This is a genomic window from Helicobacter sp. T3_23-1056, from assembly GCF_053654535.1.
The window spans coordinates 1-25,656 of record NZ_JBSIUU010000021.1 but is presented as its reverse complement, the minus strand read 5'-3'; the positions used below and the strand labels follow the sequence as shown (position 1 = coordinate 25,656).

The window sequence follows — 25,656 nt, the reverse complement described above, 5'->3', positions numbered from 1 at the left end:
TTGCTATTTTTGCGAAAAATCAATATCAATATGAATATGCGCCCCCTCAAGCAATGAGCTAATCTCTTCTGCACTCTTATTTGCCAAAAGCTCGGTGATAAGCCGTTTTTGAGTGGATTTAGTAGAATCATTTTGCGCAACTTTGGCTAAACAATCTTGCGTGCCACTCTCATCTATGTTTAGATATTGTGCTACGCTTGATTGTGGGACAAAATCTAGGCTAGAATCCGCACTTGTTTGCATACTAGAATCTAGCTTATCCCCCGCCAAATCCGCACTCAAATCCGCATCGCTAGAATCAATGATAGAATCTAACTTATCTAGCCCGCCTAAATCCCCCTCACTAGAATCCACCAATGATTCTAACTCTTCTAAAGATTTTGGCAACTCTACATTTTCGCTAGCCACCTCATCGCATAAATCGCCCTCTGCCAAATCGCTATTGCCTAAATCACTAGCTTCTAAACCGCTAGATTCTGCGTCATTTGCCAAATCCTCCGCCATAGATTCGCTAGTTTTGTCTATGTCGTTTGCTAAATCTTGCTCCAAACTAGAATCTAGCTCTTTTAGTTGCCTATTTACGCGCTCCGCGCTATCTTCTTGCTCGGCATTTTTTTCTTGCGCACCCTCTTGTGTAGGGCTAGGTGGCATTCCCTCTACCAAATCATTTTGCAATGCCAACTCATCTGCTAAGCCTTTTTCTAAATCTTTGGCTAGATTATCTTGCAAATCTTTTAGGACTTCCCCTCCAATATCCCCAACCTCCGCATTTTCATTAGCCCCACCGACATTATCTATGCCATCTAGCGCACTAGCTTCATCTGTGCTTATTTCCGCTTTTTGTGGTGTAGATTCTGCCGACTTGTCCATTTCTGCCGTTTTCTCTGCTATGCCCTCCGCTTCTGCTGTTGTGCCTGCTATATCATCTTGCGTGGTTTCTATGGATTGCTCTGTGGATTGAGTGCTTTCATCGATTTCACTTGCGATTGTAGATTTTGCGTCCTCTGCTACATTCTCGCTCAAATCCGCTTCATTATCCGCACTAGGCTTCAAACTAGACTCTTGTGCTACTTCTTGTGTATCTTGCGTGCTAGATTCTTTCGCCATTTCTTGTGGTGTTTGTGATTCTTGTGGCTCTTGTTGCGTGGTTGCTTGCTTGTCCATAACATTTGGGGCATTTGTGGCGTTTTCAGCATTTTCATTTGTAGATTCTTCGCCTAGCACTTCCATAATGTCATTTTCATTTAGCTCGGCAAAATCATCAATCGCCTCCGCTGTTTTTGCCTCGCTAGATTCGCTAAATTCTTGCGTGATTTCTTGTGCGCTAGATTCTTGTGTGCTATCCTCTTGGGTGTTTTTTTGGTGCTTGGCTTCTTGTTGCAAAGTCTCTTGGTGTGCATTTTCTTGCGCACCCTCTTGCTCTTTAGCATTTATAGATTCTGCCTCTTGGCTTGTTTGTGCCGATTGGCTTATTGCCGTTTCATTTGAGGCTTGACTTGATTTAGGTTTGTCTTGGCTATCTCCATTTAGTAGCTCTTGAATCATCTGTGCTTCATCTTTATCTAGCACGCCACCATTTGCGGCAAAATCTGGGCTAGATTGCGCTTCTTGTGTTTCTTGCAAGTCATTTGTTTGCGTTTCATTTGTATCTTGCTTACTTGTTTCTTGGGTATTAGATTCTTGTATGTCTTGGGCTATATCCGCGCTATCTGCGATATTTCCGTCCAAATCTGGCAAATCTGTTTGCAAATCCGTCTGTGCATCCGCTCCCAAACTAGATAAATCCTCCAAACCATCTCCGCCAAGCAACTCATCTTTTTCGCTAGTCGCGCTAGATTCGCTAGATTGATTTTGCGTGGCTAAATCTCCCCCCTCCACAGAATCGACATTAGCAAAATCTACATTAGAACCAACATTAGAACCTGCGCTAAAATCCAAACTAGATTCCCCACCACCCAAATCCGCAGAATCCATACTAGATTCCAAAGCAGAATCTAAAGAGCTATCTAAAGCAGAGTCTAAAGAATTATCCAAAGCCCCTACCCCCGCTAGATTGCCCTTCATAGAATTTACAGGTTTTAGATTATCCGCAGATTCCAAATCCAACGCCAAATCCGCGCTAGCCAAATTATCCAAATTATCCAAACTACCTAGACTATCTAATGAATCATCTAATCCCCCCGCCAAACTATCTCTTATATCCCCCGCGCTATCAGGCGTTTGGCTAGTATCGCCTATGCCATCTAGTGCCAAATCCCCTCCCAAATCGCTACTTAGCCCATCGCTAGAATCACTAGATTCCCCACCTAGCGCATTTACTTCTGTTAGCTCGCCTACTAGCGATTCAGTGAGTGATTGCGCGACAGAATCATTAGGCATATCTGTGCTTATTTCACTACTTGCGTCATTGCCTGTTTCATCGCTTATGCCACCTTGTTCGCTTTGCCCTCTCTCAAGCGCGGCTAGGCTTTTATGCGCGATATTTTCCCCCACATCTAAGAAATTTTCCTCATCATTTTGCAATTCATCTTGTTCTTTTTGCTCTTTGGCACTTTGTGCGCTTGTCTTTGTCTCTACTGCGTCTGTATCGGGCAATGGTGGCAACTCTAAATTCCCCTCAAACAAATGCTCATCTTTTAAATCAAATTCATTTAGCGGAATGTCCTTGATAGGCTCAATAGGTGCTTTTTTGTCATTGTCCTCCTCTACTACCCTGCTTATGTCCTCTCCTCTACGCACAAGCTCTTTGCGCAAAATCTCTAGCACTTGCGTTGGCAAAAATGGCTTTTGGACAAGGTATTTAAACTCATCGAGCGGTTTTCGCCTAGAGTAGATAAGACAGCTTAGAGAGCCAGAGCCGATTTGCTTAGCGCGTTTTGTATCGCCACCTAGCGCATTTTCATCGACAAACAAAAAGCAATCCTCAAGCATTGATACATCAATCTCTTCAAGACTGATAAAATGCTGCACTTTTAGCCCCGTTTTTTTTGCACAAGCTTCGATTAGCTTTTCCACCATAGAATCTGTATTTGCTATGACAATTTTCATCGCACGCCTACCCATTTTTAGATAAAATGCCAAAATTATACCAATTTTTTGACAAAAGGATTGCCAAATGAATAAGTTGCTAGCAAATTTCGTTCTATTTTTTGGATTTAGTTGTTTTGCGTGTATAGCTTTTTCTAGTTTGAGTATGGCTAGAAGCGAGCTATATATGATGCCCTATGAGCAAGCGCAAGCCCTAAAAAGCCTGCAAGGTGCGCTAAAAAGAGCGCAAAAAACCATAGATATTTCTATCTATAATTTTACCAATAGAGAAATCGCAAAAACATTGCGAGATAGCGCAAATCGTGGCGTAAAAATCCGCATAATCTATGACAAAGATAGCTCAAAAGACGCTCGCTCAACTATCGGCTACCTAGAAAAATACAACAATATCTCTACTTGCACGCTCAAAGGACGCAAGGCACAAAATGGCAATTATTATGGGATAATGCACCAAAAAATGGCAATCATTGATAAAAATCTGCTGTATATCGGCTCGGCAAATTGGAGTAAAAACGCTTTTGAAAACAACTTTGAAACACTTTTTTATGATGATGATTCTTACCTTGTCAATAAGGCATTAAACGCATTTGAGCAAATGATAAAAGAATGTGAAAAATTCTAAATAGATTTTGCGCTACATAGATTTTGTGGTTATTTTATAAGTCATTGTAGGCAGGCAAATTATCGCAAGCAAGGATTTTGCTTTTTTGTCATTGAAAGATCCATCATTGCAAGCAAGGAATTTGTTTTTGTCATTGAAAATTCCGTCATTGCGAGCAAAAATGAGCGTAAGCGAATTTTTGCGTGGCAATCTACAATGTAATATAAACAAAAAAAATTGCCACGCGGATTTTGACAAATCCGCTTAAAACACCAAAAAATCCACTAAAAATCTCTAATAATTCACCAAAATCCACAAAATTTGCGCGTTTTTTTTTTTTTTTGTTTTCAATTCAACTTAATTTAAGTTTATTTTGTTTATTATTTACTTTTTATTTACATTAAAATTTTGTTGAAGCATTTAACCGCCTTTATCCACACAAAAAGGATACAAAATGAATACACAAAAACAAAAAGTTGCTACGACAAAATCGCAACAAAACAATGAAATATTAGATTTATGCTTGGAAAATTTTTGGCATACAAAATCTAATAAACGCTCATTGATAGATTGGATAGATTGCAAAGTGTCAAAAACCACGACAACTTCTGTCATTACTGACAATGATTCTGCTTCCGTCATTGCGAGCGAACGCAGTGAGCGTGGCAATCCACTCTGCAATAAAAACAAAATAGATTGCCACGCATTAGATTCTGCACAAATGCAGAATCTAATTGCTCGCAATGACGGTAATGCAACTCTCAATGACAAAGTTGCAAAATCTTGCAATGACACCCACCCCCACCCAACGGGTTGCGAGGCGTTAGCCGAAGCAAAAACCCCCTCCGCAAGGGAAGGGGCTTATTTGGATTGCCACGCGGATTTTGACAAATCCGCTCGCAATGACAAAAAAGCAACCCCAACGCCCAAAAAACGCCTTGCGATTTCTCTAGCCACTGCGGGGATTTTGGCAAGTGCATTTAGCCTAGATTTTGCCATAGCTTCCTGCGTGCAGAGAAGCGAAGGTGGCGTAAATTGGCTAGATTGCACGGGTAGTATGGCTCCACAAGACTTAAGCAAAGCAATAACAGGCAAAAATATGCTTATCAATCTAGGTAGGGGAGACTCCGCCCCGCTAACCATAGGTGCAGGCTCGGTAACTGCCACCATAAGCAATAACCTCATATTTCGCTCGGTATCTGCGCCAAACACAGATTTTATCATCACAGGACAAAATAATGCAGGGCTACTTCTCCCCTACACGCTTGGCAATCACACGGCAAATGCCTCTACGATACGAAGACTAACTGTAAGTGGAACGATAAATAACCAAAGCTGGGGCTCTGATGCGGTGTATGGAAATGGCGTAAAAATCGCTTTTGACATACACGCAGGAACGCAGATAGGGCGTAGGGAAGCAGATGGGACTATCGTAGGTGGTATCACGCTAAATGGCACAAATATAACAAACGCCGCTATGGCAATCTATGGTGGCTATGATGGTGGCACTCGCTCGACTTTTGTAAGCCAAATCGCAGGAACAACCACAGCAAGCACCATACAAACGCTAAATCTAGGGTATTATAAATTTGCTGGGGATTATGCGGATTTGCTAGGAAACTATCTCATAGGCACGGGCGGGACGATAAATGCAACTACTCTAAATGTCTATCAAAGCACCATTACGCTAGATAGTAAGGCAGGCGTTTGGAACGGACATAAATCAGGCACAATCGGCACGCGCACAAATGAGCATATCGCCCTAACAGGCACGATAACAAATGTAGGCGAAGTAGGCGAAGGCGCGATAAGAATCAACATAGGCGAGGGGGTAGAAAATAAAAGCGATGTCTATCTTTATGACAATTTGATTATCGATAGCACGGGGGGCAGAGGAAATGGCAAAATCAACTTCTACTCCCTGCGCGGTGGGCTAGGCACAAAACTAATCGACACAAAAGATAGCGCGGGAAAAGCAGGTTTTAGAGTAGAGCCTGATTTGGCGACAAGCTATGGTAGCTCTATGTGGCGCACGCTAACCCTAAGCTACGCTAGAAGAAGCATAATGCTACAAAATATGCTAGATTCTATACAAAAGAAAAATTTCCGCTCCACAAGCTATGACAAAACCTCTATAAAAGCTCGTGGCGACATATTTGACAAAAATAAACTAACAGGCGAAGTGCGCTACGCACCCGCTATGCGCAAGCTAGCCACCGCAGGCAGACAACAAAAGAAAAAAACGCAAGTAGAGCAAAAGTTTTTGCCCTATGATAGCAAAAAAACGCATATCGCATTTTTTGTGCCTTACGCGGTAAATTCTCTAGCAGATGCGGGTATAAGTAATGTGCTTGAATGGGCTGGAGGGGTGCTAATGGGCGTGCAAAAAGATTTGCGAGCTGCTGGAATCGTAGGGGCGTATGCAGCCTATGAATATGCCTATCTAAACACGCAAATGCTAGGGGCAAATGCCACTACGCATAATAATGCTATCCAAGCAGGTGCGACTTATTTTAAAATAATCCCTATCGTCTCCAAAAAGAAAAAGCAAGTCAAAGAGGGATATTTCAAAGCAAATTTGCGTGGGGGCGTGGATATACCGATGCTAAAAGCACAAAGCCCACTGCCTCATATACAATTTGAGCTAGAATCAAATACCAATGCCTCTACTTTGCCACTTATGTGGAGTTTTGGACTTGAATTGCGCGGGGGCTGGACTTTTTATCAATTTAAAAGCGGTGGATATATAAGCCCAGAATTTGGCATAAGCTATGATGTGCTAAGCCCGCTAGATATGAAGCTACAAAAAGCAAAATACCAACTAGGTGGGAATGAATACTATCCACAGCAATATTGGCATCTGCCCCAACTAGGCGCAAGTGTCAAATACTACAAAGTATGGGGGGAGAGATTTAAAACGAGCTTTTTGGGAGGCTTGCGCTACAATATACTAAACACGCCCACAGGGACATTTAGAATCGGTGGCTTAGGTGGCGATGGCAAAATCTACTTGCCCGCGCTATATGGGAATTTTGATATGGATTTTATATGGATAGTGAAAAAAAACCACGAGCTATCTTTTGGCTATAATGGAATCTTTTTTTCAAACTTTAATTTTGCAAATGCGGATAGCCCAAAAGCTAGCAATAAATTTAACGGAATGAGCAACGCGCTAAATATCAAATACGCGCTGTGGTTTGGCGGGGAGTGGTAGGATAATTTGGCTGGGAGGTGGTAGGGCAAGTAGCAAAGTATTTATTTTTTTGCGGAGGCGGGTAGAGGTGGAATCTCTTAATTGTTAGAATCTAGATTCTCACAATCCATCGTTATAAAATGCTAAAACACGCATTTAACAACGCTACTTAGAAAAATAATGAGCAAAAGCAGTAAATAAAACAACAAAAAGTCATAAAATCCAAAAAAACACAAAATCTATCATTATGGTAGAATCTGCTATAATGGCAGGATTTTGATTTTATGGATAAAAGGTGGCACAATGACTTACCCACTAGAGCCCTTTGGCAACATAGAAAAAAACTATCTTTTTTGGCTACAAAAATTTTTTGCCCACAAAATGACTACGCTATCAAATCGCCATATCCACGACAAAAACGCATTTACACAAAGCCTAGATTCTATAAAATCTGCCAACAATTTAGCCGAGTTTGAAAAGGCGATAAAGAGTGCTAGAAACTGCGGAATGATAGGGCTAAACACTTATACAAATCCATTGCTAAAACTAGGAGAATATCTCTCAAATATCGATTCTATCAGCTCTTTGCGCGAAATCGATGAAGTGTTTTTAAGCGAGTTTATCACTATTGCTACGGCGCAGCTTAGCAATGCTACAAAGCGCAATTTTCGCATTGTGCTAATTGGGTTTTTTGGGTTTATCACTAAGCATAATGAAGATGAAAATGGAAAATCTCATATCCTAAATATCGAGCTAAAATCCCTCTCTGGCACGCGTGGCAAAAGCGGGCAAAAACTGCCAACTTTTCTAAAAGAAGAGGAACTAGATAGATTTTTGGGCGCGATAGATGAAGTGCCGATGAGTGCGAAAAATGACGGCGTAAATGCGCGAGATAGACTCATTGTAAAGTTGATTGTCTATACGGGGATACGCGTGAGCGAGGCGATAAACTTAGAAATAAATAAGATTTTGCCTGATGGGGAGATTTACCTGCTAAATATTCAAGGCAAGGGCGATAAAGAGCGCGTAGTGATGATAAAAAAAGCGCATATCGATAGCCTACTAAAGCAGTGGCTAGCATATCGTGCGCTGATAGAGAGCACAAATCACAAAGTGCAGGGAAATCTACTTTTTTGCAATGCCAAAGGCAAGGCATTGACACAGGTGTATATTTATGGAATCGTAAAAAGGATTTTGCTCTACATTGGAATCAAAAAAGAAAAAATGGGGGCGCATTTGTTGCGACATTCTTTTGCGACATTGCTATATCAAAAGCACAAAGATTTAGTCCTAGTCCAAGAAGCGTTAGGGCACGCGGATTTAAACACGAGCAGGATTTATACGCATTTTGACAAAGATAGGCTAAAAAAAGCCGCTAATTTGATGGATAATTTAGGGAAATAAGCGTTTGTCATACTTATCGTAAGCAAAGTATCCAAAAAGCAAAATCTGCAAATATTGCTACTTTGCAATATGGTAAGATTTTGCACAAACCTTTGGATACTTCGCACCATCAGTATAACAATATCATAGATTGCCACGAAGTAGCTCAAGTGCGATTTCTAGCAATGACTACACATTGTCATATTGATGGTGTAGCCCAAAATATCTTAAACAGCATATTTAAATTATAATATTGAGTTTTCGTAAGAAAACTCAATATCCAAAAAATTATATTAAGTGTGGCAAAATATCTCAAAAACAAAAAAATAATCTCAACAAAAAACAGAGATATTTCGCTGACACTCAATATGACAAATAGCAGAGAATTTTTGTCTTTTAGCCTAAGTAAGTAAGTATGACAAAATATATACTTTTCAAACAAATTTTAAGCATAACAAACACGATTTTCTATTCCACAGATATTTTTTGCCCACAATTTTTTACCCCCACATTTAAAATCTGTTTTTTTTTTTTTTTGTAGGATTGCTTTTTTAAAATTTTACAAAAAAAAGGATTATAAAAATGACATTAGAGCAACTTGAATCAATGATTGCAAACTATGATAGCGGGACAATGGATAGGACTTGGGATTCTAGGCAGGATTTTAGTTATGCAAATGAATATATTATTGTTGTTGCGATTGATTCGTCTAATAAGTGGATAGAGGAAAATCAAATGGCTAAAATGTGGAGTATTATTTTTCAAATGAAGCAAGATATTTGCTTACTTCCAAAGTATAAAGAACTACAAAAAATCCTCAACACCAAAATCACGCCTGTTACAAGTGGCAAAAACAAAGGGTGTTATGGAATACGGATTTATAATATGAAGCAAGAACCAAAAGCGGATATTGTTAAGGTTATTTTGGATTTTATATTCTCATAAAATAGATTGCATAAACAACAATACACACAACAAAGGAGCAAAAATGAAAAATCTTACAGCAAAAAGCGTTTGCAAAAATGGGCTAGCAGTATTATTTGTATTATATGCGTTTGGGAATATATCGTTTGGGTTTAACAACACTTATAATCACAACATAACGATACAAAAACAACCAAGTTTTAGTGAAACACTTGAGAAAGGAATACAACGCCAACACGAGCGAAATCTACAACAACAGCAGTTGCAGCAACAGCAAGATATGCAATTTCAACAGCAAATATTTCAAATGCAACAAGAGCAAGCTCGATTTAGACAACAAGAACATTTAGAAAGACTAAGAAATGACCCAGAATATGCTAAAAGAGTTGCATTAAATGAGAAATGGAACGCACTAAGCAGGCGGTTTAATGAACTTGGAGAATATGGTGGGCAACTAAATCAAAAAGTGAAAAACTTATATGACACAAAAGAAGCGTTATTTGATGATATGTCGGAGCTACTAAAGAAAGCAGAATCAATTTTTGCAAGACTAAAAATATCAAGCCAGAAAGCAAAATCTATGCTTGATAATCCCAAACTTCTATCACAAGAAAAACTTGAGCTAAAAAATTTTATAGCCAAGCACGAGACACTAATCAATAAGGCAAAACTAGTATTTGATAAACTTGAGGCGCACGACAAACAAATAGACAATCTTAATGAACATTTCCAAAAATCCATAGCAGAACCTATAAATATTATCCAAAAATCTAGCGCGGAACAGGAAAAATATCAACACAAAATCGAATATGATAATGTCGCTTATGGGGCATTTTTGCAAGAAATGGAAAAACAATTAGAAGTAGCCCCACAAATCAACAAGAAAAAAGAATCTTATATCATAGAGCTAGAAAAACTGATAAAAGAGTATGAGCAATCTGCGCAAGAGTTAGAGGCATTTTTTGAAGAAGTGGTAAAGCACAAATCTTTTGCTAGAAAATATGAAGGACTGCTAAAAAAAATCGAAAAACGATTAGCAAAGCTAGGTAAGTAATCGCACAAACTTTTATCCAAGTTTTTATTCAATTTTTATCCAAGTTTTATCCAAGTTTTATCAATGTTGAATGCTTGATTTGCGCTTTGTAGCTAAGGTATCGCAAAGATTTTATCCTCAAATAAAGTTTAGAATCCAAACCATAATAGCGATTCTAAAATGGTGGTAATTTTGTTGATATGCGGATAGCTACTAAAAAATGCGTTTTTTAATGTATTTGTAAAATCAACGCCACGCAATGTATCGCAGATTTTGCTTCATTGCGATGGCGTCATTATAAAAAACTTCTATTTAAACGGGCTTTCTACGACTTTTTTGTGGTCGATGATATATGGGATAAGTGCCATATGTCGCGCGCGCTTGATAGCGACTTCTACGCGTTCTTGCCATTTTTTGCTATTGCCCGTTAGGCGTCTTGGCATTATTTTGTAGCGTTCGCTTAGTGTATGCTTTAGCAAATCCAAATCTTTGTAATCCACAAATTCAATCTTTGCCTCTGTGTATCGGCAGTATCTGCGTGAGTATCGTTTTCTTTCCATTTGGTTCTCCTTATGTTAGAATGGTATGTCATCATCATCGATGTCGATGCTTGGGATATTTTGCTCGCTTGGCTGTCTTTGGTAGTTTTGGGGGTTTTGCGCCGTTTGATTTTGCGCTCCGTAGTTTCCATAGCCTGCGTTATTTGCACCCGCGCTATTTCCGTAGTTTGAGCTATTTTGGTAGGCATTATTGCTAGCACCATAGCTTGAATTTGATTGGCTAGCATAGCTATCATCATAGCTATTGTTCTCATAGCCACCGCTAGCATTTTTGGTATCTAGCATTTTCATAGATTCTGCTACGATAGAATGTTTGGAGCGTTTTTGTCCATTTTGGTCAGTCCAAGTGTCATAGACTAGTCGCCCCTCTACCAAGACTTTGCTACCTTTGCGCAAGTATTGATTTGCCACTTCTGCGGTGCGTCCAAATAGCGTAACATCTACAAAACAAACTTCCTCCCCTTTTGAGCCATCTTGCTTATTGTAGCGTCTATTGCTAGCTATGCCAAAAGTGGCTAGCGCAGATGAGGACTGCAAATATTTTAGCTCGACATCGCGGGTTAGGTTGCCTATGATAATTACTCTGTTAAACATTTGTATTCCTTCAAATACGACATTATCGCACGCTAGCTATCCGCAGAATCGCTAGGATTTTTAGATTCTGCGTTTTTGGTGTTAGAATCTACATTGCTAGTGTCGCTTGTATCTGCGCCCTCTTGTGTGCTCTCTAGCGTGCTTGCTTCAGCGCGTCTATTGCCTCTGTCATAGCCTCTGTCCTCTCTAGTGCGCGGTGGGCTTAGCTTGATGGGCTCTACTTTTTTGTCTGCCCTATCGATTAGGGTTTGCCACGCTTTTTGTTCTTTTTTGCTTTCATATTTGATTACGATAAATCGCAAAATATCCTCATTTATGCGATATAGTCGCTCTAGCTCCAATATCGCTTTCGGGCTAGCGACAAAGTAAATCACAAAGTAATATCCGCGTTGGTGCTTTTTGATTTCGTAGGCTAGATTTCGCATTCCCATATCTAGGCAAGTTTGTATTTTGCCTCCGTTTTTGGTAATCGCGTCTTTGTAGAAATCGATTTTTTGTTTGATTTCGTCCTCGACAAGAGTAGGTTTGACAATAAACATTGTCTCGTAGTGTTTTTGCGTAGTCATTGAAGTCTCCTTATGGTTTTTGCCCTATGCTTTGGCAACCTCTACAAAAAACCTAAAAGCCTAAAATGACTCAAAAAAGCCAAAATAAACTAAAAGTAAAACCCCTAAAATCAGGGTTTAGAAGTATCTGCACGCATAGAGCAAGGAAAATAAAGCGCAGATTTTAGCGAATAAATGCTTGAATTTTGATTAAACTTTGCAAAGAAATGCTTTTTTTGCCCCGCATTAGTTCGTTTCGCCATTGTCCAAGTAGCTTAAAAATTTCCAAATACCCCTCTTCAGAGCCCACTCTCAAGCATCTATGCTTGTATTCATCAGCGATTAGATTTGGTGGGGCATATCCCAAAATCTCTTTTGGCTCGATTTTGCCATTTGCCCGCGCATACGCAAAAAACAAAAACAATTTATTAAAATATTCCTCCATATCACGCATTAGCCCCATTTCCTCAAGCCCACTCTCAAGCATTTTTTCTAGCACCAAAAATGGCGATTTTTTGCTAAAAATCCTCTCTAATAACTCCTCAATCCCAACACTCCCTAGCCCATAGCACAAAAGCTCAATATCTTGCCTACTTACCTCCCCATCGATGATATTAAACTTGCTTAGTTCCGCACACGCTAGGGCAATGTCGTTGTTGTGCATTTCAAGCAGGCTTTGTAGATTTTGGTTATTTATTAGGATTTTTAGCGCATTTGCCCTCTCTCGTAAAAACTCCAAACACTCCCTTGCATTTGGTGCAAAAAATCTCACATCTACCACGCCACTTAAGCCGTTAGATTGCGTGTGTAGGCTTGTGGCAAAGGCTTTGAAGTCTCTAGCATATTGCGCGCTAGATTTATTTTCTGCTTGATAAAATTCTATGACAATCGCGGCATTTTGATTATTTTTTAGCGCGTTTGTGATTGGCGTGATATGCTTAGAATCTAGCTTTTTATCTAGCTTTAGCACCACCACTTGCGCATCGCCAAAAAGACTACTTTGACTCAAAATATTCATCACAGAATCCAAACTATAATCCGCATAATAAAACACCTCTGGGGTTACGCCTAGTGCGTTTGTGATTTTTTTGGAATATGTTTGTATCAAAAAATCACTCTCTCCGTATAAAAGCGCGGCTTTGGGCGTGCGAGAGGCAAGGTAGGTATCAAAATCTTTTTTATACATTATGTCTTGCGTCCTTTTGTATGTTTATTTTTTGTGTTTTTGTGCTTTTTTATAGTTTCTTGTGGGTGGTTTTATGCCCAAAAGTCGTAATGAGCGAAAAAACCGCAAAATCCCTAAATGCTCTTTTGTGCCGATTTTATAATAAATATGTTTTAAATATTCTTTGGCAAAAGAAGGTGGAATCCCAATTTTTTTAGATTGTTTCACAAGCCAAAAATGCGGAATCTTTGCGTGAGTGGCATTGTGATAGGCATTGTGTGAAGCATTAAAAGAGTGTGAGATTTTTGCATAAAATTTTGCGTATTTTTTGGCACAGCATAGCCTGCCAAATACAAAAGGCAATCTTGTTTTTTCAAACCATTTTTTGCCCATATCCGTGTAGCTTGCGGGGTTTGTGCGGGTTTGGTTTGTGTGAGCGGGGGTGGTTTTAGTGGGGTTTGTGTGAGTGGATTTTGATAGGCATTGTTGTGAGATTTTAGATTTTGGTTTGGAATCTTTTTTTGTAAAATCCTGTTTTGTTTGTAGATTTTGTAAATGTTGCGGATTTTGCGGTTTTTGCGAATTTTGCAAACTTGGCAATTTTTGTGAATTTGGTGGATTTTGATAAAAATTTTTATACAGCCACAAAAGTGCCTTATCACCGATAAGAACCTCGCCTTTTATGTCTAGCACTTTGCTTAGGGCGTTTGAAGTATCGGATTGAAAATCTGCTTTTGGTGAAGCGTGTCGCACTAGCACACTCCAAACCGCGCCTTTTGCGATGATACCGCTTTTGGTGGCGTATTTGCCATTTAGTTTGCGATGGGATTCTACGCCTGCGATAGATGAGATAAACCCCGCATCGATTCGATTAAACAAAAATGATTGATTTAGCTTGGCGGGGTAGGAGCTTTTGGCAAAAAGGCTTTGTTTGAAGCGAGATGGCAGGGGATAAGATTTGATAAACATATCAAAAGGTAGTAGATTAAGAAATTCAATCTTTCCAAAGCGCATTTTTTATCTTTGTTTTGGGATTTTGGTTTTGTTTTAGATTTTGTCTTGCTTGCAAGTGTGATGATGGCTTGCTAGCGCGATTTTGTCGGCATTTGCTTGTATGGATTTTTGCAAGGGGCATTATACCATTGAAATGGCTTATAAGTGGTTATCGTTTGTCAAATCTTAGATTTAAGTAGCAGTAGTTTTGTATCGACTTTGAGCTAGGATAGCGCGAAGGATAGCGCGGAGTTTGTGGATTTTGCCACGCCACAATGCCACGCTACAAAAAGCATAAAAGCTAAAAATATTTATCTAAAACTTTGTTTTTATTTTTTATGCTAAAATTTTGCTTTTAAGCAAGCAAAATAAAATCAAATAAAATCAAAATCAACGAAAAATGTTTTTAACAAAACTTGTTGATTTTATGTTTAGTCATATTTGTTTGCAAAGTTTTCACTTCCGCATAATTCCACATAAAAGGGCATTTATGTCGTATATTTGTATGCTTATGGATAAAATCAAACGGCTTAATGGCAAGATTTTTTTGCTTATGGTGCTATGTGCCACCCCAGCGTTTGCAGAGTGGCAGATGTTTAGCGATGGCGTAGATACATATCTGTTTAATACCCAAAGTGGCGATGTGTATGTGCGATTTAGAAAAGGTGGCAAAAACTATGAAGATGTGTTTGTCAAAATGCCAGCGGGTGTGCGCCCCACAAACCAAAACAAAGCAAAACAGCCCGCAAAAAATGCACCACAAAATCCCCAACAATCTACCCAAAATCCTCCCAAAACTCCTACCTCCCCACAAACTCCAAATAACGAAATCACTCAAGCACAAAGACTAGAAGCAATCAAAAAATCCCAAGAAATCTTAAACAAAAGCATAGATTCTAGCGATATTAGCGCGGGATTTTAGATTTTTATTTGGTAAAAAATCTAAATCAAACCTTATAAGCCTTTTGATAAAATTTTAGTGTTTGTTTTTTAGCATTTTTGGAACTTCTTTTGCTTTTTTAACGCTGATTTTCCCTCTAAATTTATTGCAAAATTGCAAAATTTTTTATTAAGGATAAGCAAGTGTTAGAGCAAGTTAGCAATTTCCAAGCAGTCAAAAAAGCCCCTTTTGAAGCGCAATCTAGCATAACCCAAGCCAAAAATGTAGCGCAACAAAATCAACCGCAAAATCAATCAAATGAAGTTGATTTTAAAACCGCATTGCAAAAATCTATCCAAAATCAAAAATCTAACCCAAAAGATACGCCCGCAACGCAAAATCCTACAAATGCAAAAAATCCTACGCAAAGCCTCCACGATAAACAAGAAAAAAGCATTTTAGGCAGTGCAAACCCCCTAGCCCACAAAAACGCCACTAAAAATCATAAAAATATCGCAAACAACGCTAATTTTGACATTTTTGAGCAAGACGAACTACAAAAAGCATTGCAAAAAAATACGCTATCAAATCCCTCCAAAATCGCCAACACAGATGGGCTAGAATCTTTTATGGCGGATAAAAAAAATAGCGCAAATAGCCTTGCTAAAAATGCTCTTTTGCAAGAAAAGATTGACCCCAAAAACGCGCTAGAATCAAATGGCAAAACAAATCCAAAAACGCTAGCAAATACGCTAAATTCTCTCTCAAACAACGCTAGCAAAGCATTGCCAAAATCTAGTGAGTTTGACAATATTAGCGAGGTTAGCGAGGAGGATTTTTTGCCAAATGAAAAGGATACGAACGCCAAAACCCTACTTCAAAGCCAAAATCTAGGCAAAGAATCTATCAAAAAAGATTTAAACCAAATGGCAAAACAAAAAGAGCAAAAAGAGACTTTTTTATCCAAAATAATGCAAAATCAACAAGACGATAAAGCCGAGTCAAACGCAGATACAAAAACAAGTGCCATAAAAAACGCACAAGAGCCATTAGTAACTAAAAATGATGATAACGCTGATGAGCTAGATTTTGTAAGCCCTTTTGGCAATGCGCAAAATCTAGCCTCTACAAACGCACAGGCAAGCACGCAATCAAATATGCAGCCAAACGCACAAGGGCAAAATCCAAAATCCTTGCAAACTCCGCTAAATAGTCAAAATCCTACCCTAGAAAATGTCGCAAACAAGGCAAAAGAACTCGGGCTAAATCCTAGCAAACTAAGCTACAAAGAGGAAGAAGAGGAAACTTTTGCCACCAAAAATCTAAAAGCAAAATCTAGCGCAAATAAAAGTAACGCTAGCAATGCAAGCAACCAAACAAATGGCATAAAAACTTACTTTGATAGCGAGAATGCAGAGGAATTGCGCCCGATATTTGACTTGCTAGAATCTTTTGACGCACGAAACGCCCAAAAACGCAGGGCTATGCAAACAAACACTAGCAAGACAAAATATATCCAAAATGGCGAGGACAAAATCGCTGTGATAGAGCGAAGCAAAAGCCTGCCAAAATCCATAACTGCCCAACGAATCAAAAACGAGCGACAAGAAAAAATCTTTGAGCAAATACAAAAAGATTTGCTTGCGGGCAAAGAGCTAAATCTCTCTCAAATCGAGCTAGAGCTAAGCAAACTTGAAAATGAACTTTTTGATGACAAAACCCAAAATCCAAATCCGCTAAAAATCGCCCCAAAAGCCACCACAAAGCCAAATCTAGCCTCTCAAAACACTAGCCCAACTAATCTTAGTGCGGTAGCTAGCACGGCTCTTAGCTCCAAGCAACTAAATGGGGATTCTAACAATAAAAATGGCTCAAAAAATAAAGAAACTAGAGAATCAAAAGAGGCAAAAACACAAAGCGACAATGCAAAAAATCCTAGCAAAATCACAGGCGAGCCACTAAATGCCACCACGCTAGAATCTAGCGCAGATAAGGCACAATCTATGCCAGCATTTGCCCAAAATGAGCTAGAGCAAAATGCCCAAAATCTAAATGAAACTGCAATAGCAAAACAAGCCCAAAAGCAAGAATCCACCGAGTCAAAAGCAGAATCTAAAAATGAGGCAAAAACGCTAGCAAGCACTGCTTCTAGCACTAGCGCGCTAAAAGCAGATTCGCGCACAAGCAATATAAATCCAAGAGAAGCCCTTAGTTCATTTGTCCAGCAATTTGAGCAAGAAATCAAGCGATTTAAACCGCCGATGAGACAAATATCTATGGAGCTATCCCCAAAAGAGCTAGGCAATATCGAGCTTACTATCACCCAAAGGGGCAATAGCCTGCATATTAGCGTGGTTTCAAACCCCCAAGCATTGCAACTATTTGCGCAAAATCATAATGATTTGCGACAAAACTTGCTAAATGCGGGATTTGAGGGAGTGGATTTGAGCTTTTCTAGCAATGGCGGAAATAGTGGCAATGGTAGCAACTCAAATAATGGAGAGCAAAATAGCGACAATAACGGCGAAAATAGGCAAAATCTAGCAGATTCTAGCACCACAAATCCGCTAGATTCTCAAATCACGCAAATGGAAATCACTTTGCCAAGATATGCTTAAAAACCAAGATATGCTTAAACAAGGTATGCCTAAAAAAGTGATAAAAGCGATAAATGCGTGAAATAAAACAAAATCTAAAATCATAAGTTGCAAACAAGTAAGGAGAAAAAATGGCAATAAATCTAGCAGAGGTAACGGGAGCTACAAAGGCATTAGAGGAAAAACGCGCAAAAGATAGCGCACCAAAAATCGCTAATGGTTTGGATAAAGATGCGTTTATGAAGCTGTTTTTAGAGCAGCTAAAAAACCAAGACCCAACCGCGCCTATGGAAACAGACAAAATCATCACTCAAACTGCCCAACTCACGCAAGTAGAAATGCAAGAGGAAAACAAAAAAGCGATGAAAGAAATGGTGGAATCTATGAAAATTATGCAAGAAACAAATAAAGAATTTAAAGAGTTTCAAGCGAGCCTAAAAGACACGATGGAAAAGCTAGGCACGGGCATAGAATCTAGCAAAGAAGCCACCGAGCAAATGAGCCAATCTAGCGCGTTTCAATCCATCTCAATGGTAGGCAAAATCGCAGAAACCGATGTAAGCGGGGTAAATTACAAAGGTGATGGCAAAATCCATTTTAGCCTTTATTTTGATAGGGCTATCGATGCGAGCAAGGGTTTGCCTGTGGTGCAAGTTTTTAACGAAGCAAAAGAGCTAGTGCGAACCATTTCGCTAAAAGATAGAAATGGCGAGGGGGGATATTTGGATTTTGTCTGGGACGGGCTAAATGAAAAAGGCGAGCAACTCCCCGCAGGCTCATACTCCGTATCCGCAGAATACAACCTAGACCCAAAGACAAATCAATACCTCATAACCCGCATAGGCAGGGGCGAAATCCAAAGCGTGCTTTTTGACAAAGGCAAGCCACTCATTCGTATGGGAGAGCTGATTTTGCCATTAAGCGCGGCATTAGAATTTTATGACAAAGAGGCGGCTATGCAATGATTTTGTAGCGATTTGATAGCTTTAAAATCCACAAAATCGAGTAGCAAAACTAAGTAGCAAAAATCAAATAGCAAGAAGCGTGAAGGAAACACAATGAATGATACGATTTTAAACTCATATAGCGGTATGAAAACCCACCAATTTGGGCTTGATTCTGTCTCAAACAATATCGCAAATGTCAATACAAATGGTTTCAAAGAAAATGTCCCTGAATTTAAAACACTTTTTGCGATGAATATGGACCACCTAAATGCAAACACCATAACCAACAACGACCGCTCCTATGGCGCGACAAGTGCTAGCAATGCGATTTCTACCAAAGATGGCAACTATCACGCAAGCGATGGGCAATTTGATGTGGCGTATATGGGCAAAGGCTGGTTTGTAGTCGCACCAAAGCAAGATGGTAGCTTTGAAGTGAGCGAAGATGGATATGAAGCGGAGCAAACCACGCTTTTTACGCGCAATGGCGGATTTTTGCGCGATGCAGATGGATATATCGTAAATACAAGCGGGCAGTATGTCTATGGCGTAAATTTAGACAAAGTCAGCGAGGATATTTTCAACTCCACCAATGATATGGACGCGGATATGGCAAAGCTAACCACCAATAAAATGCAACCTCTTAGAATCCCCCAAGAGTTGCATTTTCAGCCTATCAATACTTCAAAAGTTGATTTATCTGTAAATCTAAATCCAAAATCAAATTTTAAATCCGCGACTGAATTTTTGTTGCCAAATGGCGTGGTAGACACACAGCGCGTCCTAGCCCAAGATGTGGCTAGCTTTAGCGATGAGGATTCTATCGCGTTTGACCCAAGAGGGTTTAGGGATATTATCGTAACTGTTGCACCCAAAAACGAGGCTGGAGAAGTGTTAGAATCCCAAGCTAAAACATTGAAATTTGTCTATGGCACAGGCGGAATAGACGCAAATGAATTTCACACCTTAGGCGATTTAGCCACGCTTTTTGAAAAAGTCGGGCTAACATTTGTGCCAACAATGGGAGCTAGAAATAGCCTAGCATTTGCCCTGCAAAATGGAAGCGATGGAGAAGTAGAAGTAACTATAGGTGGTGCATTATCCAACAAAATAGGCATAAATAGCGCACAAATCCCCCTCTCCCCAAATGCCCAAATCCTATCAAAAGATGTCAAAATCGCTACTTATTCTACTTCGGTAGATATTTTTGATGATAGTGGCAAAAAGTTTTTGCTAAAAAGTGATTATTATCTAGTGGATTCTGGCGAAATCAAAGATGGCAACACGACAAATCAGCGGTGGTTTGTAAAAAGCGCGATATATGATTATAGTGGCGAGCTAATGATAAGCCCAAATGCAATCGAACAAGAATTGGTTTTTGATAATGATGGCAAGCCACAATCTGCACAAATGGAGCTAGATTTTAAAGATAGCAAAGTGAGCTATTCTATAATAGGAAGCGATAAATACACCACGAGAAACCTCCCCTATGAGGATTCTAGGATACTAGAAATAAGCCAAGATGGCAAGGCAGAGGGACTGCTAAAAGAAGTGCGAATCGATGATAATGGAATCATATTTTTAGCATTTAGCAATGGTATCACAGAGCCTATGGGACGCATAGGTATCGTGTCTTTTATCAATGACCAAGGGCTAAAAAAGCTAGGCGATAATGTCTATATGATGAGCACAAATACGCTAAATGGGCAGACGCGCACCCTAAGTGGCAATCCAATTTTAGGCTGGGGCGAAAATGGGAATCTAAAATTTGGGCAAATAAAACACAAATATTTAGAAACAAGCAATGTCGATGTGGGAAACTCACTAACAAATCTTATCTTATTTCAGCGCGGATATTCGATGAATGCCAAAGCATTTACCACAGGCGATGATTTAATCAAAGAAGCAATCGCACTAAAAAAATAACACTTTTTTGTGTTATTTTTTTCTTGTAATTTTTTGGTTTGTTTGTTGCGTTTTTTTTTGTTGCTTTTATTTGTTTGTTGCTTTTTTTGCGTTTTTGAGTTTTTTTTTAGTTTTTTTAGTTTTTTGCTTTTTTTATGTCTTATTGTTTGTCATACTTAACCCCATAAACCCGAAGTATCTCAAAATCCAAAAACTCACATATAATGATTTTGCCAAACACTCAATATGACAAAAAAAAAAAAATCCGCCATTGCAAACTATCATAATACTTGCATAGCAATCTAGGTTTTTAAAGATACTTCGCTTGCGTTTAGTATGACAAATGTGGTTTATAAAATGTTAAATTTACTTCTGCTAGATTTTTGTGTTAGATTTGGTTTGAGATTTTGAAATTATCTGCGTGAGATTTTATGCTATGCGAGTTTTTGCGTTAGATTTTAGCGTGATATTTGGTGCTTATTTAAAAATTAGTTTTTTTTTAAAAATAGATTTTGCAAAAAAATTGCAAAAAATCTAATATCGCTCCATAGCGATTACGCCACTACGCAAAACCTCTTTTGGTTTAAATTTGCTTAGGGCTTTGATTAGGCTTGTTATGCGGTGGGGTTTTTCGGTGGCTACGATGATTATGTATTTTTCATTGGCGTTAGCGATTTTGCCATTATAAGCGCGGGCTAATGCCTCTATGCCTGCCAAATCCTCTTCAATCCCCACTTTGATAAGCGCGGTTTCTTTCTCTAGCAAATCATCATCATCGCTTACTTTTAGCACGGGGATAAGTTTGTGAAGTTGTTTTATGATTTGCTCTAGCACGCGAGAATCCCCCTCCGTGGCGATAGTGATACGAGATAAATCTGTATTTGGGATAGGGGCTACGGTTAGGGATTCGATATTATACCCTCTCCCTGCAAAAAGCCCAGATACACGCGCTAAGACGCTGTGTTCATTTACTACGGTTACGCTTATGATTTTTCTTGCCTGCATTCTTTTGCCCTTTATGTTGTTTTGATTTTGTCTTGCCTTGCTAGTAAAAATACAAAATTTTCAAACGCTTATTTTAGCGCAAAATCCGCAAAAATCTATGCAAATCCAAAAATCTATGCAAAGCTATGTATAAGTCTAATAAAAATTTAAACAAAATATATTACAATTTTAGGATTTTTGCGCTTATAAAATCTGCGCTGTTTGTATTTAGATTTTGTGTTTAGATTTTGTAAAAACCTGCATAAATTAAGGAGAAAAAAATGTTTGATGCTTTGAGTGCTTCTTTTAAATCTATCGCTTCTAAAATCCGCTTTAATGATGATGAAAAAGCCCTAAATCGCGCCCTAGATGAGCTAAAAAAGGTGCTACTAAAAAACGATGTCCATCACAAAGTAACAAAAGCCCTGCTAGAATCTATTTCATTAAAAACCAAGCAAAAAGGCATAGGCAAGCAAAGTTTTTTGGACGCGATGAGTGAGGGGCTAAATGAGATTTTGACTACGAGCGGAAATTATGGATTTGTGTATGCGCCACGCCCACCTACAATCGTGCTAATGTGTGGCTTGCAAGGCAGTGGCAAAACAACTACTAGCACAAAGCTAGCAAACTACCTAAAAACTCGCAATAAAAAAGTGCTACTTGTGGCGTGTGATTTGGCACGGCTTGCAGCAGTTAGCCAGCTAAAGATTTTAGGAGAGCAAATCGAAGTGGAGGTTTTTAGCCCCGAAAATCTTGCCACGCAAGGTGTGGAATCTAGCCCAAAAACTTATGAAAACATAACGCCACAAATGGTGGCAAAAAAGGCAAAAGAGCGCGCTTTGCAGGGGGGATTTGATGTGATGATAGTCGATAGTGCGGGCAGGCTAGCAATCGATGAAAATCTAATGAATGAGCTAGAGGAAGTCAAAAAAGCGATTTTGCCTAATGAGGTGTTTTATGTCGCAGATTCTCTAAGCGGGCAAGATGGCTTGCGCAGTGCGGAGGCATTTCACAAAAAAGTCGCTTTAAGTGGCGTGATTTTGAGTAAATTTGATAGCGACTCAAAAGGCGGAATCGCCCTAAATATCGCTTATCAACTCCAAATCCCGCTTAGATTTATCGGCAATGGAGAAAAAATCCCCGATTTAGACATAGCGATGCCAGATAGAATCGTATCTAGGCTTATGGGCGCGGGAGATATTATCTCCCTAGCTGAAAAAACCGCCACTGTGATTGATGAAAAAGAGGCAAAAGACATCACCAAAAAGCTAAAAAAAGGGCAGTTTGGGCTTGAGGATTTTCTCTCCCAAATCGAAAATGTCAAAAAACTAGGCTCGATGAGCTCGCTAGTCTCGATGATACCCGGACTATCTCAAGTCGCAGGGGGGCTAAAAAACATTGATTTAGACAATTCAAAAGAAATCAAAAATATCCGCGCAATGGTGGATTCTATGACAAAAAAAGAGAGGGCAGATGTGGGGCTACTAAATGGCTCTAGACGCAAGAGAATCGCGCAAGGTGCGGGGCTAGAAGTCGCAGATATAAACCGCATAATAAAGCAGTTTGACAATGCTGCAAAAATGGCAAAGCGATTTAGCGCAAAAGGCGGAATGCAAGAGCTAATGGGGCTTATGGGGCAGATGAAGCAGGCAAAACAAATGCGCTAGATTTTATGCGTGCTAGATTTTGTAAAATTTAGTATTGTTTGATTTTTTGTTGCGTTAAGTTGATTTTTTTAGAAAAGTAAATAAAACACGCTTGAAAGTGCGCAAAATCCGTGTTTCCAAATAGTGTTATAATGCGTCCTCATTTTAACGCAGATTAACACAAAGGAAGCTTATGGCAACAAGTGATTATACGGATAACGATATTGATTTAGATGACACAAGCTATTATGAGGAATTTATTGATTTATATTATTCGTTGCTAGGACGCACGGAAATATTTTTGCAGTTTAGCAAACAAAATGAAGCATTGTTTGAAGTGGCGAAAAAAGCGGAGGATTTAGTCATAGATACGGACAAATATTGTGCCAACGATAGCCAAATACAAGAGGCGTTAAACAACATTTCTCAAACTTATAAGGCTTATAAAACAGAAAAAATAAATGCTTTTAAATTAGCAAAAAAAGCTATAAATGATGGCATTTGCCAAAACAATCTACAAGAATGCAAAAACTCTCTAGCAAACTTGATAGAAAAAATGCACAAACACAATCAAAACCTAAAAAAATACATACAAATCGCAGAAAATCTACTCCAACAAAATCCTAACAAGCAAAATAGTGATTTGGAGAAAATGTTTATGGTTACATATAGTTTATTGTTTGCAAAATCCAAAGAATTTTTACATTTTGTAAAAGAGGCTGAAATAATGGATAATTTAGGTAGATACGCGCAATATTTGCACGAAATGACAACACAGCAAAACAATCAAGATTTGCAACAAAAATTTGACAACCTATTGCAAACATTTGAAGCCTATAATAAGTCGCGCAAAATAGCCCTAGAAACTGCACAAAAAGCCATAGATGATGGCATTTGCCAAAACAATCTGCAAAAATGCAAAGAGAGTTTGGCAATCGTGGTCTCAAAAATGGCTACACACAATCAAAAGCTAAAAGAATACACAAACTTCGCCAAAAACTTGCTACCAAAAAATCTTAAAAACACACTTAAAAACACAAACGATAAAAACATAGAAAAATAACACTAAAACATTGTGCCAATCGCACAAAAACAGCATATAAAATACGGATAAATGAGTTTTGCGAAGCATAAAAAAACAACAAGATTTTAAGATATAATGCAAAATCTTAAAACAAAAATCCCATAAAAAAGGACACCAAATGCAAGTAACTCCGCTAAATCCAATCACAAATCAAGATTTAGAAAAGCTAGGATTATCGTGGCATACCGATGCGGATAGCACGCCATATATCGAGCCTGAAATGGTAGAAATAAGCGAAGAACAAAGCGAGGCATTTTATGAGGCTGGAAATGAGCTGTATGATATGTTTTGTGAAGCGGCAGAATATGTCATAAATGAAAATCTATATTTTGAGCTAGATATACCAAACGCGCTAATCCCTATGATAGAGCAAAGCTGGGAAGAGGATGTGCATTGGCATTTGTATGGGAGGTTTGATTTTAGCGGTGGGCTAGATGGCAAGCCTATAAAACTGCTAGAATTTAACGCTGATACGCCAACCCTGCTGTATGAAAGCTCCGTAATCGCGTGGGCTATGCTAAAAGCAAATGGCTATGATGAAAATGCACAATTTAACAACATTTATGAGGCTTTGGGAGAAAATTTTAAGCGAATCATTACACTAGGCGAAGATACGGCTAGATTTGGCGAAATCTATGAGGGGTGGAAAATCCTCTTTGCAAGCATAAAAGGCAACGCAGAAGAAGAAAAAACGACAAAATTTTTGCAAGAAATCGCACAAGGCGCGGGATTTGCTACCAATTTTGGCTACATTGATGAGGTGAAATTTAGCGAGAGTGAGGGGGTGTTTTTTAACGATGAAAATTATGAATTTTTATTTAAGCTGCTTCCGTGGGAATCTATCGCTATTGATGAGCCAGAGCTAGCCCTGCTTATGCGCGGGATAATGCAAAATAAAGCGGGGATTTTCCTAAATCCCGCCTATACGCTGCTTTTTCAAAGCAAGCGAATGTTAAAGATTTTGTGGGATTTGTTTCCAAATCATCGCTTGCTTTTGCCCGCTAGCTTTGAACCGCTAAACCATACAAAGCAAGTCAAAAAAGCGAGCTTTGGCAGAGAGGGCGGGGGGATAGAAATCATTGATTCAAATGGGGCGATTATCGCGCAAAATCTAGGCGAATATGGCAACTTCAAACCCGTGTATCAGGAGTTTTGCGAGCTAAATGAACATAATGGATTTTACTACCAGCCAAATGTGTTTTTTGCGTATGAGTCTTGCGGGCTAGGATTTCGCAAAAGTGCCAAAAGTGGCAAAGATGGGCTGATTTTGGATAATTATTCAAAATTTGTAAGTCATAGAATCGTGTAGGTTTTGTTGTCGTGTAGTTTGTTTTGTCATTTTTGTTGTTATTTGTTTTTATTTGTTGTTATTTGGATAGCGACAAAAAGTGAGGGGAGAGGATTTTTTCGCTTTTTTTTTGCAATGAATGCTTTTATGAGTGTTTTTATTTGGTTCTCTTTAACTTAAACTTACATAAAAGAATCTTAAGTTATGATGTACACGATGAAAAACAAGTATATAATTCGTTCAAGAATTAGTGAGGCAAAAACAAGAGAGATTCTTAAACTCTTTT

19 protein-coding genes and 3 pseudogenes are annotated in these 25,656 nt (G+C 38.9%); 14 read left to right on the top strand and 8 right to left on the bottom strand.

Annotation, left to right across the window (positions count from 1 at the left end; all coding sequences use genetic code 11):
• Positions 1-3 precede the first annotated feature (3 nt).
• On the bottom strand, positions 4-3,048 hold the full coding sequence (locus tag ACWIUO_RS10295) for a hypothetical protein (protein WP_454177805.1): 3,045 nt from the start codon (positions 3,046-3,048) through the stop codon (positions 4-6).
• A gap of 67 nt (positions 3,049-3,115) precedes the next feature.
• Here ACWIUO_RS10295 and ACWIUO_RS10290 point away from each other — a divergent pair, with 67 nt between their 5' ends.
• The 7 genes from ACWIUO_RS10290 to ACWIUO_RS10260 all read left to right on the top strand — a co-directional run bounded on the left by ACWIUO_RS10290 (position 3,116) and on the right by ACWIUO_RS10260 (position 10,203).
• Complete coding sequence (locus ACWIUO_RS10290; RefSeq protein ID WP_454177804.1) at positions 3,116-3,670, top strand: phospholipase D-like domain-containing protein; 555 nt, start codon at positions 3,116-3,118, stop codon at positions 3,668-3,670.
• Between the two features lie 85 nt (positions 3,671-3,755).
• Positions 3,756-3,917 carry a hypothetical protein gene (locus tag ACWIUO_RS10285; protein WP_454177803.1) on the top strand — a complete coding sequence of 54 codons (162 nt, stop codon included), beginning with the start codon at positions 3,756-3,758 and terminating at the stop codon, positions 3,915-3,917.
• A 186-nt stretch (positions 3,918-4,103) separates the two neighbouring features.
• Entirely contained in the window at positions 4,104-6,863 is a 2,760-nt protein-coding gene (locus ACWIUO_RS10280) for a hypothetical protein (protein ID WP_454177802.1), read from the top strand.
• Between the two features lie 282 nt (positions 6,864-7,145).
• Positions 7,146-8,246, top strand: coding sequence for a tyrosine-type recombinase/integrase (locus ACWIUO_RS10275; RefSeq protein ID WP_454177801.1), 1,101 nt, complete (start codon positions 7,146-7,148; stop codon positions 8,244-8,246).
• An 80-nt stretch (positions 8,247-8,326) separates the two neighbouring features.
• Complete coding sequence (locus ACWIUO_RS10270; RefSeq protein WP_454177800.1) at positions 8,327-8,476, top strand: hypothetical protein; 150 nt, start codon at positions 8,327-8,329, stop codon at positions 8,474-8,476.
• 331 nt (positions 8,477-8,807) lie between these two features.
• Positions 8,808-9,170 (top strand): hypothetical protein, encoded by a 363-nt coding sequence (locus ACWIUO_RS10265; protein ID WP_454177799.1) that lies wholly within the window; start codon positions 8,808-8,810, stop codon positions 9,168-9,170.
• Positions 9,171-9,213: 43 nt separating this feature from the next.
• Positions 9,214-10,203 carry a hypothetical protein gene (locus ACWIUO_RS10260; RefSeq protein WP_454177798.1) on the top strand — a complete coding sequence of 330 codons (990 nt, stop codon included), beginning with the start codon at positions 9,214-9,216 and terminating at the stop codon, positions 10,201-10,203.
• A 287-nt stretch (positions 10,204-10,490) separates the two neighbouring features.
• On the opposite strand, the gene rpsR is transcribed toward ACWIUO_RS10260, so the two are convergent.
• The 6 genes and pseudogenes from rpsR to ACWIUO_RS10230 all read right to left on the bottom strand — a co-directional run.
• Positions 10,491-10,742: a 30S ribosomal protein S18 gene (gene rpsR / locus ACWIUO_RS10255; protein ID WP_454173708.1), complete on the bottom strand. Its 252-nt coding sequence runs from the start codon at positions 10,740-10,742 to the stop codon at positions 10,491-10,493.
• A gap of 15 nt (positions 10,743-10,757) precedes the next feature.
• Positions 10,758-11,336: a single-stranded DNA-binding protein gene (locus tag ACWIUO_RS10250; protein ID WP_454177797.1), complete on the bottom strand. Its 579-nt coding sequence runs from the start codon at positions 11,334-11,336 to the stop codon at positions 10,758-10,760.
• A 220-nt stretch (positions 11,337-11,556) separates the two neighbouring features.
• Positions 11,557-11,902: pseudogene (rpsF, locus tag ACWIUO_RS10245) on the bottom strand (30S ribosomal protein S6); the annotation flags it as partial.
• Between the two features lie 163 nt (positions 11,903-12,065).
• Positions 12,066-13,067 (bottom strand): DNA polymerase III subunit delta, encoded by a 1,002-nt coding sequence (gene holA / locus ACWIUO_RS10240; RefSeq protein WP_454177796.1) that lies wholly within the window; start codon positions 13,065-13,067, stop codon positions 12,066-12,068.
• Between the two features lie 24 nt (positions 13,068-13,091).
• The gene (locus ACWIUO_RS10235) at positions 13,092-13,439 is read right to left on the bottom strand and encodes an MqnA/MqnD/SBP family protein (RefSeq protein ID WP_454177826.1); all 348 of its coding nucleotides are present in this window, start codon (positions 13,437-13,439) and stop codon (positions 13,092-13,094) included.
• 120 nt (positions 13,440-13,559) lie between these two features.
• Positions 13,560-14,060 (bottom strand): annotated as a pseudogene (locus ACWIUO_RS10230) (hypothetical protein); the annotation flags it as partial.
• 469 nt (positions 14,061-14,529) lie between these two features.
• Here ACWIUO_RS10230 and ACWIUO_RS10225 point away from each other — a divergent pair.
• The 4 genes and pseudogenes from ACWIUO_RS10225 (at position 14,530) to ACWIUO_RS10210 (ending at position 20,389) form a co-directional block, all read left to right on the top strand.
• Positions 14,530-14,961, top strand: coding sequence for a hypothetical protein (locus tag ACWIUO_RS10225; RefSeq protein WP_454177795.1), 432 nt, complete (start codon positions 14,530-14,532; stop codon positions 14,959-14,961).
• A gap of 161 nt (positions 14,962-15,122) precedes the next feature.
• Positions 15,123-17,537 carry a flagellar hook-length control protein FliK gene (fliK, locus tag ACWIUO_RS10220; protein ID WP_454177794.1) on the top strand — a complete coding sequence of 805 codons (2,415 nt, stop codon included), beginning with the start codon at positions 15,123-15,125 and terminating at the stop codon, positions 17,535-17,537.
• Positions 17,538-17,647: 110 nt separating this feature from the next.
• A pseudogene (gene flgD, locus ACWIUO_RS10215) lies at positions 17,648-18,457 on the top strand (flagellar hook assembly protein FlgD); the annotation flags it as partial.
• 117 nt (positions 18,458-18,574) lie between these two features.
• Complete coding sequence (locus ACWIUO_RS10210) at positions 18,575-20,389, top strand: flagellar hook-basal body complex protein (RefSeq protein WP_454177793.1); 1,815 nt, start codon at positions 18,575-18,577, stop codon at positions 20,387-20,389.
• Between the two features lie 513 nt (positions 20,390-20,902).
• On the opposite strand, the gene ilvN is transcribed toward ACWIUO_RS10210, so the two are convergent.
• Positions 20,903-21,373: an acetolactate synthase small subunit gene (gene ilvN / locus ACWIUO_RS10205; protein ID WP_454177792.1), complete on the bottom strand. Its 471-nt coding sequence runs from the start codon at positions 21,371-21,373 to the stop codon at positions 20,903-20,905.
• Positions 21,374-21,633: 260 nt separating this feature from the next.
• Here ilvN and ACWIUO_RS10200 point away from each other — a divergent pair, with 260 nt between their 5' ends.
• From ACWIUO_RS10200 to ACWIUO_RS10190, 3 genes are all read left to right on the top strand, one after another.
• Positions 21,634-23,019 carry a nucleotide-binding protein gene (locus tag ACWIUO_RS10200; RefSeq protein WP_454177791.1) on the top strand — a complete coding sequence of 462 codons (1,386 nt, stop codon included), beginning with the start codon at positions 21,634-21,636 and terminating at the stop codon, positions 23,017-23,019.
• A gap of 172 nt (positions 23,020-23,191) precedes the next feature.
• Positions 23,192-24,061, top strand: a complete 870-nt coding sequence (locus tag ACWIUO_RS10195) for a hypothetical protein (protein ID WP_454177790.1) — start codon at positions 23,192-23,194, stop codon at positions 24,059-24,061.
• Positions 24,062-24,200: 139 nt separating this feature from the next.
• Positions 24,201-25,391: a glutathionylspermidine synthase family protein gene (locus tag ACWIUO_RS10190; protein ID WP_454177789.1), complete on the top strand. Its 1,191-nt coding sequence runs from the start codon at positions 24,201-24,203 to the stop codon at positions 25,389-25,391.
• Positions 25,392-25,656 lie beyond the last annotated feature (265 nt).

Coding starts and splice junctions, on each gene's coding strand:
- ACWIUO_RS10235 (WP_454177826.1), bottom strand. CDS start 13,439: ATGGGCAAAAAATGGTTTGAAAAAACAAGATTGCCTTTTGTATTTGGC.
- ACWIUO_RS10260 (WP_454177798.1), top strand. CDS start 9,214: ATGAAAAATCTTACAGCAAAAAGCGTTTGCAAAAATGGGCTAGCAGTA.
- ilvN (WP_454177792.1), bottom strand. CDS start 21,373: ATGCAGGCAAGAAAAATCATAAGCGTAACCGTAGTAAATGAACACAGC.
- holA (WP_454177796.1), bottom strand. CDS start 13,067: ATGTATAAAAAAGATTTTGATACCTACCTTGCCTCTCGCACGCCCAAA.
- ACWIUO_RS10295 (WP_454177805.1), bottom strand. CDS start 3,048: ATGAAAATTGTCATAGCAAATACAGATTCTATGGTGGAAAAGCTAATC.
- ACWIUO_RS10250 (WP_454177797.1), bottom strand. CDS start 11,336: ATGTTTAACAGAGTAATTATCATAGGCAACCTAACCCGCGATGTCGAG.
- ACWIUO_RS10195 (WP_454177790.1), top strand. CDS start 23,192: ATGGCAACAAGTGATTATACGGATAACGATATTGATTTAGATGACACA.
- ACWIUO_RS10275 (WP_454177801.1), top strand. CDS start 7,146: ATGACTTACCCACTAGAGCCCTTTGGCAACATAGAAAAAAACTATCTT.
- ACWIUO_RS10200 (WP_454177791.1), top strand. CDS start 21,634: ATGTTTGATGCTTTGAGTGCTTCTTTTAAATCTATCGCTTCTAAAATC.
- ACWIUO_RS10290 (WP_454177804.1), top strand. CDS start 3,116: ATGAATAAGTTGCTAGCAAATTTCGTTCTATTTTTTGGATTTAGTTGT.
- ACWIUO_RS10190 (WP_454177789.1), top strand. CDS start 24,201: ATGCAAGTAACTCCGCTAAATCCAATCACAAATCAAGATTTAGAAAAG.
- ACWIUO_RS10225 (WP_454177795.1), top strand. CDS start 14,530: ATGTCGTATATTTGTATGCTTATGGATAAAATCAAACGGCTTAATGGC.
- ACWIUO_RS10210 (WP_454177793.1), top strand. CDS start 18,575: ATGAATGATACGATTTTAAACTCATATAGCGGTATGAAAACCCACCAA.
- rpsR (WP_454173708.1), bottom strand. CDS start 10,742: ATGGAAAGAAAACGATACTCACGCAGATACTGCCGATACACAGAGGCA.
- ACWIUO_RS10280 (WP_454177802.1), top strand. CDS start 4,104: ATGAATACACAAAAACAAAAAGTTGCTACGACAAAATCGCAACAAAAC.
- ACWIUO_RS10265 (WP_454177799.1), top strand. CDS start 8,808: ATGACATTAGAGCAACTTGAATCAATGATTGCAAACTATGATAGCGGG.